The organism is Acinetobacter guillouiae CIP 63.46 (genome assembly GCF_000368145.1).
Classification (GTDB): domain Bacteria; phylum Pseudomonadota; class Gammaproteobacteria; order Pseudomonadales; family Moraxellaceae; genus Acinetobacter; species Acinetobacter guillouiae.
Map to the genome: position 1 here is coordinate 1,084,661 of NZ_KB849283.1, position 17,526 is coordinate 1,102,186.

A 17,526-nucleotide genomic window follows, 5' to 3' on the forward strand; every position below is an offset into this window, starting at 1 on the left:
TAAAATGATTAAGCACGCTCTAAGTAATCACCAGTACGGGTGTCTACACGAACGCTTTCTTCTTGCTGTACAAATAATGGAACACGTACAACTGCACCCGTTTCAAGTTTAGCTGGTTTACCACCACCACCTGAAGTATCACCACGTACACCTGGATCAGTTTCAACGATTTTCAATACAACGAAGTTTGGCGCACTAACGTTTAATGGAATACCATTAAATAGCATAATTGTGCATTTTTCGTTTGAATCGTCTTTTAACCATTTTGCAGCATCGCCCATTGCAACTTTATCAGCAGCAATTTGTTCGAAAGATACTGGATCCATGAAGTTCCATAATTCGCCATCGTTGTAGAGATAATCCATTTCTACTTCTACAATATCAGCTGCTTCTAAAGATTCACCTGATTTAAAAGTTTTTTCTAATACTTTGCCAGATCTTAGGTTACGTAGTTTTACACGGTTAAACGCTTGACCTTTACCTGGTTTTACATATTCGTTTTCCATGATTGAACATGGGTTACCATCAAGCATAACCTTTAGGCCAGCTTTGAAATCATTTGTAGAATAATAGGCCATGAAAGGCACACTCCGAACTTACTAATTTAAATCTCTACTGCGATGCTATCAGCAAATCACCCGATTTGTGACAGTGATCATTCCAAACAGCAAAGAATGTATTTTACATTTTTCGTATTCTAAATGAGCAATACATCGTGAAGCAATGAAAAATTACCCATGTTCGGTCAGATTGAGGGTAAAATCTTCGATTCATTGGTGATTCACAGCTGTTCAATACAAATCAGCTGTACTGAAAGCATTTTTCCAGTGAAACATTTCAGATTGAACCTGACAGATTCAATCTGAACAAGCAATACCACCCGCTTTCCCCTATCTTCAACTATTTATCGCACGTGGCATGTTAAATTACTTATATCAAGAGCAAAATTGGCAATCTCAACTCAGTGATTTAATTACTGACCCATTAGAACTGTTAGAAATACTCGAACTTTCTAAAGCACAGTTATTGTCTGGTGCAATCCTTGCGTCTGGACAATTTAAACTACGTGTGCCCCGTGCATTTGTCAGAAAGATGGAAGTTGGCAATCCCCTAGATCCACTTTTACTGCAAGTTTTACCACATCATCTAGAAATGGAAGAACACGAAGGCTTTGTCACAGATCCACTTGATGAAGAACAAGCCAATCAAATTGCTGGGGTCTTACATAAGTATAAATCACGTTTTTTACTGACCCTCACTGGTGCATGTGCCGTGCATTGCCGTTATTGCTTTCGTCGTCATTTTCCATACCAAGAAAATTTACCTAAAAATGAAGACTGGTTGAACATTAAAGGCTATTTAGAAGCTCATCCTGAAATCAATGAAGTGATTTTAAGTGGTGGCGATCCATTAACTTTATCTAACCGAAAATTAGCCACGTGGATAGAACGTCTAGAATCTCTCAGTCAGATTAAGATCTTGAGAATTCATTCACGCGTTCCAATTGTAATTCCAGAAAGAATCGATGAAGAGCTGGTTTCTTTATTGAAAAACAGTAGGCTACGTGTAATTCTAGTGGTACACTCGAACCATCCTGCAGAATTAGATAATTTGACCTGTGCAAAGTTATCTCATTTAGCAAAACAAAATATTCTTGTGTTGAATCAAGCCGTTTTACTTAAAGGTGTGAATGATTCTGCACAAACTCTCGTTAATTTGAGTCAACGACTTTTTGAAGCACAAATTTTACCGTATTATCTTCATGTTTTAGATAAAGTAAAAGGTGCGCATCATTTCGATTTAGGGGCGGAAAAAATTGATCAGATTTATAAGGATGTATTGGCCAGTTTACCGGGTTATCTAGTTCCTAAATTGGTTCGAGAAGTCGCGGGAGAAAATAATAAAACACCGCTGTTTGGAGTCACAACCTTTTAAGAGTTGAAATGCTCATGATAAATAAAGAAATTTCAGAAATTTTTCAAAATATCACGGTTCTACAACGAGAAAGTCTAAGTTTTGCAGAAAATTCGGTGGCATCTGTTAATGCATGGGTGGCCACACTATCTATTATGCAACTTGGCGATACCTCAGAGTCGGTCTTAAAAGCCATTTGTGAAATCAGCGAACTCGATTGTAGCGAAATGCTACGCTTCGATTTAATTCAAGTTTTACACCCAATTACCGAAAGCATTTTATCAAGCCTTGAAAAAAACATCTTAAATCAAGGTCTTTCTCAAAATGCGCGTATTGAACATATTATTGATTTATCCTCTAGAATTCGTACCTATTTTGCCAACGTCTATATCAATATTGTGCGAAGAAGTCATCAGACACTGGTTTCAAATAAATTCTCATTTTTTAATTTCAAACAAAAACGAAATTTACAAACAGCCCGTACACTTGCAACCTTTTATGCTTTAGAACAACTTGGTTTATTGTTGGTTCAACAGCAAATGCTCTACAGTGGTCCATTGACCCATCAATGGCTCACTACACATCATCTTTATGAGCTTGCGGTTAAAAACCAAGAATTTAATATCAATATCAACCAATTACAAGGTACACACTTTACCATTCAAAATATCCAGCAAGCCTATGCGCAAGTGCTGCTTTTGGATATTTTTAATACGCACCAGATTCGCCCTTCAGAAACACAAGCACTTTATCAATGTACTTTTGATTGGGTCAAACTGATCCAAATTTTACCAAGAGAAACCAGCTTATCGCGTTATGTGATTGATGGCTCTAAAGACGTTCCACCAATTTATAATCGCAAACAACATGCGAATTTCCGTACTTCTTTGTATATTTCTACACAGAATCTGCTCGAACATATTAATTCAACGATTCATAAAGACGAATATCTGTCTAAAAATGAACAAATCTATTTATCTGCTGCCTTAAAATTTCATGTACAAAATGTCTTGGGTACAACAACTGAACGTCAACATGAGCGTTATGAATACTCTGCACAACTTCAAATTTGTTTTAGCTTACAAACCGCACACTTCTATTTATCCAAAGCTAAAAATTTCTATGAAACACTTAATTTAAATAATAATTATGCATTTCAGTCTGAGTCCAATATTCATTCATCGATTTCAACAGGTTCAAGCACAGCATCGAACTTAGGACAAATCAAAACTTTAGACCGTGAAGCAAAACAGATCTATCAAACCCAAGTACTGGATATTAGTGTAAACGGTTATCGTATTCGCTGGTCAGATGAAACCCCACGAAATTTACGCACGGGTGAATTTATCTTGGTCAACGAAAGCCTCAATGACAAATGGAAAGGTGCGATCATTCGTTGGATCAAACAATCGGTTAAAAAAACCTATGAAGTGGGTTTAGAGGTTTTAGCTCAAGACATCTACCCATGTGCAGTAAAAGTTCCAGCTGATCGTTCGACGATTAACTACCACCCTTGCCTTATGGTTCAAGTGCAAAATTTAAATGAATCCAATGTTTCTATTATTTTGCCAAATTTACCGTTCTTCAAAGAACAACAAGCAATTTATCTACGTTTAGACACTGAAGAAATTAAGGTGTATTTAACAAAAACATTGTTAATTACCCAGAGCTTTATTCAGTACGAATTTGAATTGATCAATGATGAAGAAAATGACCGCATTGATCAATTCATTCAACACCAATCTGCCAATTTGAATAATCAAGATGTATGGGAAGCTTTAAAGTGAGAAATTTATTATTATCGAAAAAATTAAAACTCTCTGAAACTAGATTACTCATTATTGATGATAACCAGATTCGTTATAATCAAATTATTGATCTTTTTCAAAGTAAGAATCATCAAGTACAAGCGCTTTTATTGGATGATTTAAAAAGTTTTGAAAAACAACTCAATACCTCATGGGACTTGATTATTTTTGGTCGTGCTTATGACATCAAGATTGAGCAAGCTATTACCTTGATTCAAGCCTCTGCTGATATTGATCTGCCTGTTTTGTTCTTAGAACCTGAAGATTATCAAACCAACCAATATCAATCCTATATTCAAAAAGGCATCTATGATGTCGTTAATTTAGAATATACCGATCGTTTTTATATTAGCTTAATCCGTGCGTTGTCATATAGCCGTACCTTACAAGCGAAAAAGCACCTTTTAAACGATCTTGAAAGTGCAAAGAATCAAGCCCAAGCCTTGGTTGAAGAACAACATAAAGCGATTGCCTTAATTCAGGAAGGTATCCATACCCAAGCCAATGCTGAATATTTAAAATTGTTTGGTCTAAAAGATGAAGCAGAAATTATCGGATTGCCTGTATTAGATATTTTAAAACCGAAGAATATCAATGATTTTAAACAACGTTTTAAAAAGATTTCTCAAGGTAATTTTGATTTAGCACGTTTTGAAATTGATACACTGAATAGCAATGCTAAATCAGAAAATCCATTAAAAATTGAATTTCTGCCTTCAGATGAAGAAGACTGTATCCAAATCACCATTGAAATCAATTCTGCAAGTCAAAAACCGCAAGCACAATCCTCCGAATCGAATAAGAAAAACATCAGTGCTGTTGCAAGTAGTTTGCAAAAAATTCAGTACGCTTTAATTAACCAACCTGCCAAATCGAATGCATTGGTGCTGTTTAGCTTTGCCGCTTGTCCTGAGAATATTTTAACTTCTCCTTGGAAAACAGCCGTTCAATACTTAGATGGCTTTAAAAATTTTATTCAAGAACAAACCAATACCACGGTATATCAAATTGATATGTTGTTGTATGCTGTGATTTTACAAGCTGAGTCTGACACCATTTTAGAATCTCGTATTCATGGGCTGCATGCTTTAGAAAAGCCCCAATTATTGGAAATTGATGGTCATACTTACCCACTGAATATCAAGATTGGCTATTCAAACATACAGCAAAACAGCTTTACAGAAGCAAGTTTTAACGACGTTTTAGAACAGGCTTATAATCATCGTCTGGCAAAAAAAGACTCTGTATCCGAGCAACAATTAACGGCAACTTTACAGGACACTAAAATTGAATTGTCATTGCTTGAACCAAAATTAGATCAAGCAGAACCGCTGCAAGTGCAAAGTAACTCCATTGAATTTGCCCCAAAACCTCAAGTTGAAAATACAGCTGTAGAGAAACAAGTTCAAATTCAAGAAACACCAGCGCCACATATCTTTAAAACCTCCGCGATTCTTGGTCAAATTGCTCAATCTCTTGAAAAAGGTGAGATTCAGCTAAAATACCAGCAGCTTTATGACAAACAAGATAGCAATTTAAATACCTATGAAGTCAGTAGCGGTTTTATTTTTGAAAATCAGTGGAAAAAAGTAAGTAATTTAATTGATTTAGATGATGATATTGAACTTTCAATTAAATTAGATCGCTGGATTTTAGTTGAAGCATGTAAGCAATTACATAACTTTATCACTCAATATCCAGAAGCAAAATTAATCGTCAATTTAAATCGTCATGTGCTGTTCCATGACAAACAGTTCCCTGAGCTTATTTCTAAACTATTGACCATTGTTGGAAGCCGCCAATCTCATCCACTGATTTTACAATTTGATGAAGAAGATATTGCAAAAAATATCTTAGAAACTCAAAAGCAAATTAGCGTTTTACGTGATCATGGTGCCGAAATTTCAATTCGACGTTTTGGTTCGAGCATTTCAAGTGAAGCAATCTTAAAACAATTGGATGTGAGCTTAGTAACGCTGGATGAGAAGTTTACAAAGCAGCTCAATAGTGATGCGACTATGACGCAATTCCAGCATACCCTTGAAAAATATCATGCAATCAAGCCAATTGAATTGCTATTGAAAAATCTAAATGATATGAACTCTTTTGCAAATGCGTGGAATGTAGATGTCAGATTCTTGCAAGGTGAATATTTCCAAAAGAAACTGGATCACTTGACTGATGTTCAAGATCAATAAATTCTAATACTAAAAAAGGTTGAGTGTTTTAAATGCTCAACCTTTTTTTTAAATCTATCACTTTGTCTAATCCTGAAATAAATCAATACGAGATAAAATTCAGCAACAAAAAAACGGGCTAAAGCCCGTTTTTTATGTTTTGTCGTATTAACGCTTAACAGAACGTGACATACCAGCAAAACGTTGTTTGAATTTATCGATACGGCCGCCAGTATCAACATTCTTCTGTTTACCAGTATAGAATGGGTGGCAAGCTGAACATACGTCTAGATAAAGTGTTTCTTTACCTAAAGCTGAACGAGTTTCGATAACGTTACCACATGAACAAGTAGCAACTAATTTTTCGTATTTTGGGTGAATATCGGCACGCATGGTCGATTCTCCTAAGTTAAGAAAGGTTTAGCTGTCATCGCAATTAACCACTCTCAAAATCTAATAAAACTTTGAGGAAAGCAGATTTAAATTAAAAACCAGCAGGTTAACACCACAACAGACCATTTCTTTTGGCCCACCGAGACTATAAGCGTCAGAGCTAAGCACAACAAGTGGGCAAGATTATACTCGAAATATTTATAAATTGCGAGCCAATCGATACTAATTTATTCGTCAGGATGCTTTTGCTTAGACCAGTAGTTTGCAATCACCCCACAAACCATTAACTGGATTTGATGGAAAATCATAATCGGTAACACAATCATACCTAAAGGTTGCCCAATAAATAAAATCTGCGCCATAGGCACACCACTGGCAAGGGTTTTCTTCGATCCACAGAAGAAGATTGAAATCTGATCTGCTTTGCTAAATCCAAGCCATTTTGGAACATACAACGCCAACAGCATAATCACCGTGAGTAGAATCGAACATGCCAAGGTGAGGTAAATCAATGTAGATAAGCTGACCTGATGCCATAAACCTGCCACCACTGCCCCACTAAATGCACCATAAACCACCATCAAAATCGAGCCTTGATCAAAAACTTTGACGATCTTTGGCATTTTCTGCATCAATGGAAATACATAGGGGCGTAATAGTTGCCCTAAAACAAATGGAACTAATAACAACAAGGTAATTTCGATAATAGAAGAAGTTGGATCGTAATTATGCTTAGATTGACCGAAAATAAATATGCTCACCAAAATCGGAGTAATAAACATACCGATCAGGTTTGAAAATGAGGCACTGCAAACAGCCGCTGCCACGTTCCCTTTTGCAACAGAGGTAAATGCAATTGACGATTGTACTGTCGACGGCAAAAAGCACATAAACAGAAAACCCCAATACAACTGTTGACCCAGCAAAGGTTCAAGCACAGGTTTTGCCATTAGTCCCAATAAAGGAAAAACTAAAAAGGTAAAAGCAAAAACCAATCCATGCAATTTCCAATGCAAAATCCCCTCAATCACGGCTTCACGTGATAATTTTGCGCCATGTAGGAAAAATAAAATCGCAATCGCAATTGTGGTGATTTTTCCAAAGATAAGCGCTGCCTGACCTGAAATCGGTAAAATAGAAGCTAAAACCACCATCGCGATTAAAAGTATCGTAAAGCGATCCAATGCTAATAATTTCAACATTTTCATAAGCAACGTCCTGTATTTTAAACATGAAAAAGCCCAGTAGTTAAATTTTACTATCGGGTAAAATTCAATCTTACTGAGCGAAATAAATAAAGCTACTCATTTGGCTAAATGTTCACTATTTATTTACGACACATATCAAGTTAATTTAGTGCTTTTTAAAACCATAAATCAACATAAAAGCACCCTCATCCTAACCTTCTCCCATAGGGAGAAGGAACTTTCAATACCAATATAATTCACTCCACATGATCATTTTTTGATTTATGAAAGATCTTTATTGATATGTCTTTGCCAAATAAACAATAGCCCCGCATCATTTTTAAATGATCAATTATTTCGTGCATCTTGATCTTGTTGGATCAATTCAATTTTATAGCCATCTGGATCTTCAACAAAAGCAATGACTGTGACACCACCTTTCATAGGTCCAGCTTCACGTACCACATTACCACCACGTGCTTTGATCTCTTCACAGGCTTTATAGGCATCATCGACACCAATGGCAATATGTCCATAAGCATTACCTAATTCATAACTTGCAGTATCCCAATTATGGGTAAGCTCTAATACAGTATGATACTCTTCATCACCATAACCCACAAATGCTAAAGTAAACCGCCCTTCTTCATAATCACGTTTACGAAGTAATGTCATACCGAGAACTTCAGTATAGAACGCTAAAGATTGTTCTAAATTGCCTACTCGTAACATGGTATGCAACATGCGCATGATTTATTTTCCTGTTTGATCAGATATCATCTGCCAATATAGGCAATACAGTTCAATATTTCAATTTATCTATATTTCAGCTGATCAATGATGTCGTCTTCTGGATTATTTTTAAGCAATAACCGCTTATTTTAGATGAACACTACAGCTTTATCTTTCGAATAAGCTGTTTGAATGTGTTAGCAATCCAATGATTCAAATTCTCATCCTGTTAAAAAAGCCTACTTTATCTATAAGATAAAATAGGCTCTTGCGATCATCATAAATCTATCTTGAGTAATTCAGTCGCTTACTCGATAGATTGATTCACCTTTTGCGCTTGATGTTCTCGCAATAATTTTCCAACCCATAGCACAAGCAATAGAATCGGAATACCAATTAAGGTGGTCATTAAAAAGAATTTAGGATAACCAATGTGGGTGACAATTGTTCCAGAATACCCGCCCAAAATCTTAGGTGTAAGCGTCATCAATGAACTAAAGATCGCATATTGAACTGCTGTAAATGACACACTGGTCAAACTAGACAAGAACGCAATAAATGCTGCACCAGCTAAACCAGAAGCTAAATTATCGACAACAATGGCAAAATACAGCCAACCAGAACTATATTTCTCAATCACTTTACCCTTAATCTCAACGGCTGCAGATGAATCCGCTTTGATTACTGGAATTGCTTGAACATCTACATCGATATCACTTTTTATCGTTGTTAATTGATAGCTTTGTTGAGTACTTAATGCTGCTTGTGCGTGTTGATAATTGACCACGGCGATCACGTTTTTTGAGCCAGAAGCATATAAGGCTTTACCCTCAATCGCACCACTAAACAAACCATCTTTATCTAATTTTGCAGGATATGTTTTGCCATCGAGTTTAAGGGTAATCGGCTGATCTGGATTAAGCTCAGATACAGGTATTCCTGCAATCTGCCCCTTAACCACAATACTTTGCTTTGCTTCTGTTTCAGACAATTGATTGTCACTGGTAATAGGCAACAATTGAATTTGGGGCTTGGCATTTTCTTTTAAATAGGGCACCGTATATTCATTCGCGACAGCCTGATCAACCAATGCTGCTTTGATATGAATGGTATTTTCCCCTAACAAGTCCTGACCAGGCACAGAAACTTTCCAATAGCCTACTTCATCAGGTTGAGCTTGAAATTTCTTATCGCCAATCTGTACAGATACAGCTTGCATTGGTGCACCCGATTTTACCAACCCGATAAAGATCAAATTGGTTGAACTTGCTAAAACAGCACCAACAAACATCAATTTCATAATGTTCATACGTTGCGCAAGTAAGCCACCTAAAAAACCACCCAATAGGCTAAAAATAACCCCGTAAATTTTAACGGCTTCTGCAATTTGCTCTTTGGTAAAGTTTAAATCTTGATAGAAAACATTCGAAATAACACCCGCAATAATGTCTGAAATTCGATAAAAACCGATCAATAACAGTAAAACCAATGCTAGCTTTACCCCATAACGCTTAAAAAAATCAGCAATCGGGTTAACCCAAGTCTCATAGGCCATCTTTTTATTGACCACACCAAAACGAATCAACGATGTTGCAACAAGAATTGCACCGAGACCTGAACCGAAAAAGCGTACTGCTTCCATTAAAAACTTCAGCAAGTTGTCTTCGACTTGCCAAGTCGCTTGCAGATATTGAACCATGTCATCGGAGTAAATATATAAACAAACAAAACTCGCCACAGCCAAGATAAAGACCAAAACTAAACGATAGTAATCAATATTTTTATAGTGTTTATCAACTCGATTAACCAAGGGTTCTCGGATTACTAAAGTGGTGATAATGCCCACTAGCATCACCAGCGCCATCGTTAAATAAGTATATTTCCACGCTTCATAAATATAGTTCCCTTTTGCAGTCCCCAAAGAAGCAGCAAGAAATAAAGCGCCCGCTCCGGCTAGAATCATCCCTAAACGATAGCCTGCGTTATAGGTCGATGCCAACACCGTTTGCATCTCGGTTTCAGCCAGCTCGATTCGATAGGCATCAATCACAATATCTTGTGTTGCTGCGGAAAAACCCAGTAATACTGCCCCCACAGCCATTTGGTAAATATAACTTTGGCCCAAAGCGGGATCAGAAAACGCCATAATACAGATCGCACAGATAATCAGTACTTGTGCAATCAACAACCAAGCACGGCGCCGACCCAGTTTTTTGGTGAGTATCGGGACGGGTAATTCATCAATCAGCGGTGCCCATACAAATTTAAAAGAATAGCCCAGCGCGGCCCAACTAAAAAAAGTCACTGCACTTTTTTCAATTCCAGCCTCACCCAACCATAAAGATAAACTTGAGAAAATGAGCAGAATTGGAATACCTGCCGAAAATCCAAGAAAGAGCATAATTGCAGCACGCCGATCGATAAAAGCGGCAAAAGCAGATTTCCATCCATTTTTTGCTGTGGAATTCTGCTCAGCTGATTGCTGAGATAATTGCGTTGTCATTGCGTTGTTATTTTCTGAAAAATGAAATAGTGCTATTCAACCGCTTAATGCTTAGAGTTTCAATCACTTTTATGCAACTGATGAGCGCTTTTACAGATATTTCCGCTTTTGGCGCTTGATCTTTACCCCCAATCCTGTATACCTTTAACTTTTCAACCCATATAAGTTTTGGATTTCACCTGTGACCCAAAGACACGATCAATTAAGCTCTACTACTGTTTCAATTACGACGACTGCAACCCCAATACAAAAAACTGAAACGATTTTTCCATCTGCTTTTGATCAAACGGAAATTCAAAACACGTTGACACAAACCGCATTAAAATCAGAACAACTGACGCATATCCCCAATCTGAGCAAGATTCCTACGTCAACCAAGCGAATCAAGCCCTTAAATAATTTCTTAGGGCAAGATCGCGCTAGAGCCTCTGTAGAAGCAGGGATTGCATTACCTTATTCAGGCTACAACATTTTTGCTGTGGGTACGGCAGGTCTTGGCAAAAGAACCATGATCAAGCGCCTGCTGCAACAACATGCCAAAACCATGCAAACGCCTGATGATTGGGTCTATGTTTATAATTTTAAAAATGCACGACAACCGATTGCACTACGTTTTCAAGCAGGCCAAGGCAGTAAGTTTCAAGCTTTAATCCACCAAGCATGGCAAACCATTCTCAAGCAACTTGAACGTCGCTTTAGTGCAGAAACGTATCACAATCGTATTGAACGCATTCGTCAAATTACGGGGAATGAGCAACAACTCGCTTTAGTTGAACTGACCAAAGAAGGCGAAGACCTCGACCTAAAACTGATTAATCGTAACGATGAACATATTTTTGTGCCGATCCATGTCAAAGATGACAAAGTATTGGAAATGTCACAGGAAGATATTAATGCGCTTGACAGTAAACAGCGCGCAGAAATTAATTCCAATATGCGTTATATGGATAAAAAGCTTGAGCGCCTTGGTCTACAACTCGGCGATTTGGAAGATGATGCACGTGATCAAGTTTCTGAACTGAATCGTGATATCGCCAAACAAGTGGTGATTCCTCGTATAGATTTGATTTTAAGTAAATTTAAAACCGTACACGGACTCGATCAATACTTAAAGCATTTTGCTGCAGATATCATTGAAAATGTTGAAACGATTTTAGATCAAGAAGGTGAAGAGTTCTCTCCTGCTTTATTTAATCGGGTGCCTTCACGTTACCAAGCTAATGTTGTGGTGAGCAATAAGCCAAACTCTGGTGCACCAGTTATTTTTGAAGACTTCCCAACACACTATAATTTACTGGGACATGTTGAACAGCTGACGCAAAACGGCACCATCACCACCGACTTTACTCTGATTCGCCCAGGCTCATTGCATCAAGCCAATGGTGGTTTTTTAATTTTAGAAGCAGAACAGCTGTTAGAACAGCCTTATGCATGGCAAGGGCTAAAACGTGCATTAAAATCAGGACAATTAAAGCTGTCTTCTCTTGAGCACATGCTGACTTTAACTGGCAGTATTTCAATTGAGCCTGCATCTGTGCCGCTCAACTTAAAAGTGGTTTTATTGGCAGAACCTGAAATTTATTATGAAATTTTAGAACTAGAGCCAGAATTAGGCAGTGTTTTTAAAATTCGTGCTGATTTTACCGATACCCTGCAACGTAATGATGATAATGAACAAGCTTATATGCAACTGATTGCAGACTATGTTCAACAAGACAAATTACTGCCTTTTGATCGCTCAGCATTGGCGGCATTACTAACAGATTCAAGTCGCCAAGCTGAAGACCAGAGTTCATTGTCTCTACATGCTTTGACCCTAGGTGACTTGATCCGTGAATCTCATCATCACGCTGCACAGTCAGATGAAAAGTTAGTCACCTCTCATCATATCAACACTGCCCTTAAACATCGTCAATATCGCTTAGGCTATTTAAGAGAACTCTATTGGCAAGACTTGTCACGTGGTACCCAACTGATTGAGACACGTGGCCATCGCTTGGGTCAGATCAATGCTTTATCCGTGATCCACTATGCTGATGTTGAGTTTGGTCTACCTTCACGCTTAACCGCTTCTGTATACCAAGGTGGCGGTGACATTCTAGATATTGAACGCAGTGTAGAACTTGGTGGTTCATTACATGCCAAAGGTGTCTTGCTGATGTCGAGCTTCTTAAAGGCTCATTTTGGTCGTGAACAGATTTTGCATTTCTCTGCTGCCCTCGCCTTTGAACAAAGTTATGGTCAAGTGGATGGTGACAGTGCCACGGTTGCAGAACTATCTGCATTGATTTCCGCAATCTGCCAATTGCCTATTGATCAATCGTGGGCGATCACAGGTTCGATGAACCAATTGGGTCAAGTTCAGCCTATTGGTGGGGTCAATGCAAAAATTGAAGGATTCTTCGATGCATGCAAACTCCAAGGATTAACAGGCAAACAAGGGGTGATTATTCCACGTCAGAATATGCAGCATTTAATGCTTCGCCATGATGTGATTGAGGCTGTCAATGAGGGGCAATTCCATATACATGCAATTGACACCATTGATCAAGCTTTAGAAATCCTAATGGCACGTCCTGTTGGAACATTAGACAAGAAAGGTCGTTATACCAAAGGTTCAATCTATGCAGCAGTGATGGCACAGCTTGAATATTGGCAAGCCTTGGAAGATGGCGTTGAAATAGAGCAAAAGCCAAAGAAAAAGAAAAAGAAAAAAAAGAACAAAGGAAAAAAACAGAAAAAGGCAGAAGCTGAATCAGCAAGCATCATTACTGACGAAAACCAAACTGAAGTTGCGGCAAAACAAAATAAGCACAAGTCAGCTTAAGTTGCTTCTTGGCTAAACTTCAGATAGACAAAGCTTTGAATATTCAAAGCTTTGTCTAATTTATTCTGATAATTTGTTAAATATTCAAAACAAACAAAGATTGAAACAGTGCATCAGTCACGACATAATCTCGTCTAGGCAACTGATCAGTTCAGCCAAGTGAAAACAACATAAAGCTTAGCCAATAAAAAAGCACCTTCTGGTGCTTTTTCTACATCATCTACTTATTAAGCATCTGCTGCTGGGCTATATTGCTCAATCAATGGTTTTAATTCACCATTTTGGAACATTTCTAGCATAATGTCGCTACCGCCAATCAATTCGCCATTAATCCACAATTGCGGGAATGTAGGCCAATTTGCAATTTGTGGCAAAGTTGCACGAATATCTGGATTTTCCAAGATATTTACATAAGCAAATGGACGACCAATTTGGCTAAGTGCTTCAACTGCACGTGCAGAAAAACCACATTGTGGGAATTGCGGAGTACCTTTCATATAAAGAAGTACTGCATGTTTAGCTATTTGATCGCGAATTAACGCTTCTGTATCACGCGCTTGTTCAGTCATTGATTAAATCCTCAACTCATCTGCCTGCATTATACCTAAATCCACAATAAAGAATATGTCTAGACGATTATTTCCAATTTTATTTATATTAAAGCTTTAAATCTTGCGCATATTTTGGTTAGATAATCCTTTACCCTTTCCACTCCTAACAGATAAGAGTTAGTTATGAATAACATTACCCTCGCTCCGGTACAAACTGATCAACCTTCACATTTGATGCCTGTATTCAGCCGTCAACCGATCAGCTTTGTCCGAGGACGAGGTTCTTATCTTTATACTGAAAATGGTACAGAGTATTTAGATGCATTGACAGGTATTGCCGTGTGTGGCTTAGGACATGCTCATCCTGTGCTGGCAGAGGCTATTGCAGAACAAGCGGCTACATTAATCCATACCAGCAATATTTACGAAGTCGCTTGGCAAACTGCAGCAGCGCAAAAGCTGGCTGAAGTTTCGGGTATGGAAGAAATCTTTTTCTCAAACAGTGGTGCAGAATCAAATGAAGGTGCAATTAAAATTGCACGTAAATTTGGTCACTTACAGGGTGTTTCTAATCCCAAAATCATTGTTGCGGATCAATCATTCCATGGTCGTACCCTTGCAACGCTTTCAGCTACGGGCAATAAAAAGGTTCAAGAAGGTTTTGCACCATTAGTTGAAGGCTTTATTCGTGTGCCTTTTGGCGATGTAGAAGCCATTGAAGAAGCCGCTATTCAGCATCCTGACATTGTGGCAATTCTGGTCGAACCGATCCAAGGTGAAGGCGGTGTCAATACCGCACCTCAAGGCTTTAGCTACCTTGAAGATATTCGTCGTATTTGTAATCAACATAATTGGTTAATGATGCTAGATGAAGTCCAAACAGGTAATGGTCGTACCGGTAAATACTTTGCTTATCAACATACCAATATTATTCCAGATGTTTTAACCACAGCAAAAGGCCTAGGAAATGGTTTCCCAATTGGTGCTGTGATGACACAAGGTCGTGGTGTTGGGGTACTTGCTGCGGGAAATCACGGCTCTACTTATAGTGGTACGCATTTAGGCTCACGCGTTGTCTACACAGTGATTGACTTGATCCAAAAAGAAAACATCGTTGCAAATGCTGCTGAAATTGGAGCATATCTGGTCGATCAGTTCCGTGCTCAACTTGTAGAGCAAAATGTGATTGTGCGTGGTTTCGGTATGATGATTGGTATCGAATTACCTAAAGACTGTGCCGAATTAGTAAACATTGCACGTGATAAGCATCATTTAATTATTAACGTTACTTCAGGCAATGTGGTGCGTTTACTGCCGGCTTTGAATATGAATCATCAACAAGCAGATGATTTATTAAAACGCTTAGTGCCTGCAATTAAAGAGTTCCTTGCCTAAGTGTGTATAAACGCTTTAAGAGATTAACCTGTTAATCTCTTTTTGTTTCATCATCATTGCGTATAAAATTGCAGATATAGAAAAGCCGCTTTAAAGCGGCTTTTTTATTAGAACTTATTAGAATTAGAACTTTGACTTTATGAAGCTTCTTGGAAAATTCTACCACCAGGTAACTGGCTAAAATATTGTTTCAAAGCATCCAAACAACGATGAATTTTCATCGGCTGCTGTTCACGCTTTAAGGTCACAGCACTTAAAGTGAAAGTTGGTAATTTCCACTCTGGAAGCACTTCAACCAATGTTCCGTTCATTAATTCTTTTTGCACATCTAAATAAAGGATTCGTGCAATACCATGCCCATGTTGGCACAATGATTTTGCAACAAATACGTTATTTGTCTGAAGACGATGCTTCATTTCTAAATTAACAACTTCACCTGTTGCACCATGCTGAAATGAAAAATGTTGAGAATTTTTCATGATATTTATCGGAATCAAATCATGATTCTGTAAATCTTCAGGACGTGAAATAGGTGCTGTTTGATTTAAATAACTTGGCGATGCAACTAAGATCTGATCGACTCGTGCAAGTGGCATACAACTCAAGTTATTCGCATCTTCGATTTTTGAAGACATGCGAATAGCAATATCTATACGCTCTTGAATCAAGTCAATATATTGGTTATCTGCTTCAAAATGAACCATCAAACCTCTATGTGCAGACATCCAATGCGATAAAGCAGGAACAACATGTGTTGCTCCTATTTCTGGGGTTGTCGCAATACGCAAATCCCCAACTAAATCATCGCGCAACTCATTAATGCGGATTTTTCCACGCTCTGCGGCAGCGAGCATTTCTTGACAACTGTGGAAAAAAGCTTGACCAGCCTCAGTTAAACTCAGCTTTCGCGTAGAACGATGTAGAAGTGTCACTTCCATTTCATGTTCTAGAGATCTAATTTGCTGACTAACCGCACTAGTCGTAATGCCAAGGTCACGCGCGGCACCACTAAAAGAGCTTTTTTCAACAACACAAGCAAATACACCCATTGCCCGAAGTTGATCTAACATAAATTTCCCTCTGAAATTATGAGCTGTTTCACACTTTTTTGTTCAAAACAACTCATTGTATTATACGAAGAAAATTACACTTTGCATTAAAATATTTAATTTATTGGTAAAATATTTGCTGGGTTTATCGGTTTGCCATCTAAACGTACCTGAAACTCCAACATGGTACTGCTAGCGCCTGAAGATCCCATCTCTGCAATCTTCTGTCCTGCTGTCACAGTTTGACCACTTTTCACCAACATTTTGCTGTTATGAGCATATGCAGTAATGTAACCATCAATATGTTTTACTAAGACAAGATTACCATATTCTTTTAATCCATCTGCAGCATAAACCACCTGTCCATCTGCTGCGGCAAAAATTGGATCACCTTGATTCCCTCCAAAACGTATTCCTTTAATATTATTCGCAATATTATAATTTGCAATAACAGATCCATTTGATGGTTTTACCCATCTCAATTGAGTTGATTGTACTGTCGTCGTCGTTTGTACAGGCGGTGGCGTTACTGACTGAGCCGTCGTTGTGCCAGTTGGCGACGTCGGCTGCTGCGTTGGTAACTTAATCGTTTGGCGTTGAATTTGTGGTTCATTGCTCGTCAACGGTTTCGTTGTAGATCTGGTGACATTACCCCCACCTTTTTTCAAACGTAATGACTGCCCTACATAAATTCGATAAGGCGCAGCAATATCATTCATTTCAGCAACACTGAGATAACTCAAACCATAACGCATAGAGATTGCACTTAGGGTATCACCAGAACGAACTGTGTAATAGTCAGGTGCAACAGCATAACGTGTAGGGTTATTAATTTGAGGCTTCGATGCACACCCAGTCACCACTATGGTAGAGGTGATTGCTATTGTGGACAAAATGATTTTCATCCATCGCTTAGGCATTTGAATTGGAAGTGTTGATCGAGCCAAAAGCATTGATTTCCCTCTCTACAATCTTAAAATTTAAAAATAT

13 protein-coding genes are annotated in these 17,526 nt (G+C 38.1%); 5 read left to right on the top strand and 8 right to left on the bottom strand.

Annotation, left to right across the window (positions count from 1 at the left end; all coding sequences use genetic code 11):
• Positions 1 to 8 precede the first annotated feature (8 nt).
• Positions 9 to 578 carry an elongation factor P gene (gene efp, locus F981_RS10310; RefSeq protein ID WP_004721246.1) on the bottom strand — a complete coding sequence of 190 codons (570 nt, stop codon included), beginning with the start codon at positions 576 to 578 and terminating at the stop codon, positions 9 to 11.
• A 340-nt stretch (positions 579 to 918) separates the two neighbouring features.
• On the opposite strand from efp, the gene epmB reads away from it, so the two are divergent.
• The 3 genes from epmB to F981_RS10325 are packed head-to-tail and all read left to right on the top strand — an operon-like array spanning position 919 to position 5,920.
• Entirely contained in the window at positions 919 to 1,935 is a 1,017-nt protein-coding gene (epmB, locus tag F981_RS10315; RefSeq protein WP_004721248.1) for an EF-P beta-lysylation protein EpmB, read from the top strand.
• A gap of 14 nt (positions 1,936 to 1,949) precedes the next feature.
• Positions 1,950 to 3,701 (top strand): hypothetical protein, encoded by a 1,752-nt coding sequence (locus F981_RS10320; protein ID WP_034612070.1) that lies wholly within the window; start codon positions 1,950 to 1,952, stop codon positions 3,699 to 3,701.
• A complete protein-coding gene (locus F981_RS10325) occupies positions 3,683 to 5,920 on the top strand; it encodes an EAL domain-containing protein (RefSeq protein ID WP_004721252.1) in 2,238 nt (745 codons plus the stop codon). Before F981_RS10320 ends, F981_RS10325 begins: the two co-directional genes overlap by 19 nt.
• A gap of 147 nt (positions 5,921 to 6,067) precedes the next feature.
• Here F981_RS10325 and rpmE read toward each other — a convergent pair whose 3' ends face one another.
• The 4 genes from rpmE to F981_RS10345 all read right to left on the bottom strand — a co-directional run bounded on the left by rpmE (position 6,068) and on the right by F981_RS10345 (position 10,714).
• The gene (gene rpmE, locus F981_RS10330) at positions 6,068 to 6,292 is read right to left on the bottom strand and encodes a 50S ribosomal protein L31 (RefSeq protein ID WP_004721254.1); all 225 of its coding nucleotides are present in this window, start codon (positions 6,290 to 6,292) and stop codon (positions 6,068 to 6,070) included.
• A gap of 227 nt (positions 6,293 to 6,519) precedes the next feature.
• A complete protein-coding gene (locus F981_RS10335) occupies positions 6,520 to 7,500 on the bottom strand; it encodes a bile acid:sodium symporter family protein (protein ID WP_004721256.1) in 981 nt (326 codons plus the stop codon).
• A gap of 327 nt (positions 7,501 to 7,827) precedes the next feature.
• Entirely contained in the window at positions 7,828 to 8,229 is a 402-nt protein-coding gene (gene gloA, locus F981_RS10340) for a lactoylglutathione lyase (RefSeq protein ID WP_004721258.1), read from the bottom strand.
• Between the two features lie 289 nt (positions 8,230 to 8,518).
• The gene (locus tag F981_RS10345; protein WP_004721260.1) at positions 8,519 to 10,714 is read right to left on the bottom strand and encodes an AmpG family muropeptide MFS transporter; all 2,196 of its coding nucleotides are present in this window, start codon (positions 10,712 to 10,714) and stop codon (positions 8,519 to 8,521) included.
• A 181-nt stretch (positions 10,715 to 10,895) separates the two neighbouring features.
• Between F981_RS10345 and F981_RS10350 the strand changes: the two genes are divergently transcribed.
• Positions 10,896 to 13,541, top strand: coding sequence for a Lon protease family protein (locus F981_RS10350; protein ID WP_004721262.1), 2,646 nt, complete (start codon positions 10,896 to 10,898; stop codon positions 13,539 to 13,541).
• 227 nt (positions 13,542 to 13,768) lie between these two features.
• Here F981_RS10350 and grxD read toward each other — a convergent pair whose 3' ends face one another.
• Complete coding sequence (grxD, locus tag F981_RS10355; RefSeq protein ID WP_004721264.1) at positions 13,769 to 14,110, bottom strand: Grx4 family monothiol glutaredoxin; 342 nt, start codon at positions 14,108 to 14,110, stop codon at positions 13,769 to 13,771.
• Between the two features lie 165 nt (positions 14,111 to 14,275).
• On the opposite strand from grxD, the gene F981_RS10360 reads away from it, so the two are divergent.
• A complete protein-coding gene (locus F981_RS10360) occupies positions 14,276 to 15,487 on the top strand; it encodes an aspartate aminotransferase family protein (RefSeq protein ID WP_004721267.1) in 1,212 nt (403 codons plus the stop codon).
• A gap of 137 nt (positions 15,488 to 15,624) precedes the next feature.
• Here F981_RS10360 and F981_RS10365 read toward each other — a convergent pair whose 3' ends face one another.
• Positions 15,625 to 16,557, bottom strand: a complete 933-nt coding sequence (locus F981_RS10365) for a LysR family transcriptional regulator (protein ID WP_004721269.1) — start codon at positions 16,555 to 16,557, stop codon at positions 15,625 to 15,627.
• Positions 16,558 to 16,652: 95 nt separating this feature from the next.
• Complete coding sequence (locus F981_RS10370; RefSeq protein WP_004721270.1) at positions 16,653 to 17,489, bottom strand: peptidoglycan DD-metalloendopeptidase family protein; 837 nt, start codon at positions 17,487 to 17,489, stop codon at positions 16,653 to 16,655.
• Between the last annotated feature and the right edge of the window lie 37 nt (positions 17,490 to 17,526).

What these genes read in the sequence shown, in the direction of transcription:
- efp (WP_004721246.1), bottom strand. Translation starts at nt 578, where the DNA reads ATGGCCTATTATTCTACAAATGATTTCAAAGCTGGCCTAAAGGTTATG.
- epmB (WP_004721248.1), top strand. Translation starts at nt 919, where the DNA reads ATGTTAAATTACTTATATCAAGAGCAAAATTGGCAATCTCAACTCAGT.
- F981_RS10320 (WP_034612070.1), top strand. Translation starts at nt 1,950, where the DNA reads ATGATAAATAAAGAAATTTCAGAAATTTTTCAAAATATCACGGTTCTA.
- F981_RS10325 (WP_004721252.1), top strand. Translation starts at nt 3,683, where the DNA reads ATGGGAAGCTTTAAAGTGAGAAATTTATTATTATCGAAAAAATTAAAA.
- rpmE (WP_004721254.1), bottom strand. Translation starts at nt 6,292, where the DNA reads ATGCGTGCCGATATTCACCCAAAATACGAAAAATTAGTTGCTACTTGT.
- F981_RS10335 (WP_004721256.1), bottom strand. Translation starts at nt 7,500, where the DNA reads ATGAAAATGTTGAAATTATTAGCATTGGATCGCTTTACGATACTTTTA.
- gloA (WP_004721258.1), bottom strand. Translation starts at nt 8,229, where the DNA reads ATGCGCATGTTGCATACCATGTTACGAGTAGGCAATTTAGAACAATCT.
- F981_RS10345 (WP_004721260.1), bottom strand. Translation starts at nt 10,714, where the DNA reads ATGACAACGCAATTATCTCAGCAATCAGCTGAGCAGAATTCCACAGCA.
- grxD (WP_004721264.1), bottom strand. Translation starts at nt 14,110, where the DNA reads ATGACTGAACAAGCGCGTGATACAGAAGCGTTAATTCGCGATCAAATA.
- F981_RS10360 (WP_004721267.1), top strand. Translation starts at nt 14,276, where the DNA reads ATGAATAACATTACCCTCGCTCCGGTACAAACTGATCAACCTTCACAT.
- F981_RS10365 (WP_004721269.1), bottom strand. Translation starts at nt 16,557, where the DNA reads ATGTTAGATCAACTTCGGGCAATGGGTGTATTTGCTTGTGTTGTTGAA.
- F981_RS10370 (WP_004721270.1), bottom strand. Translation starts at nt 17,489, where the DNA reads ATGCTTTTGGCTCGATCAACACTTCCAATTCAAATGCCTAAGCGATGG.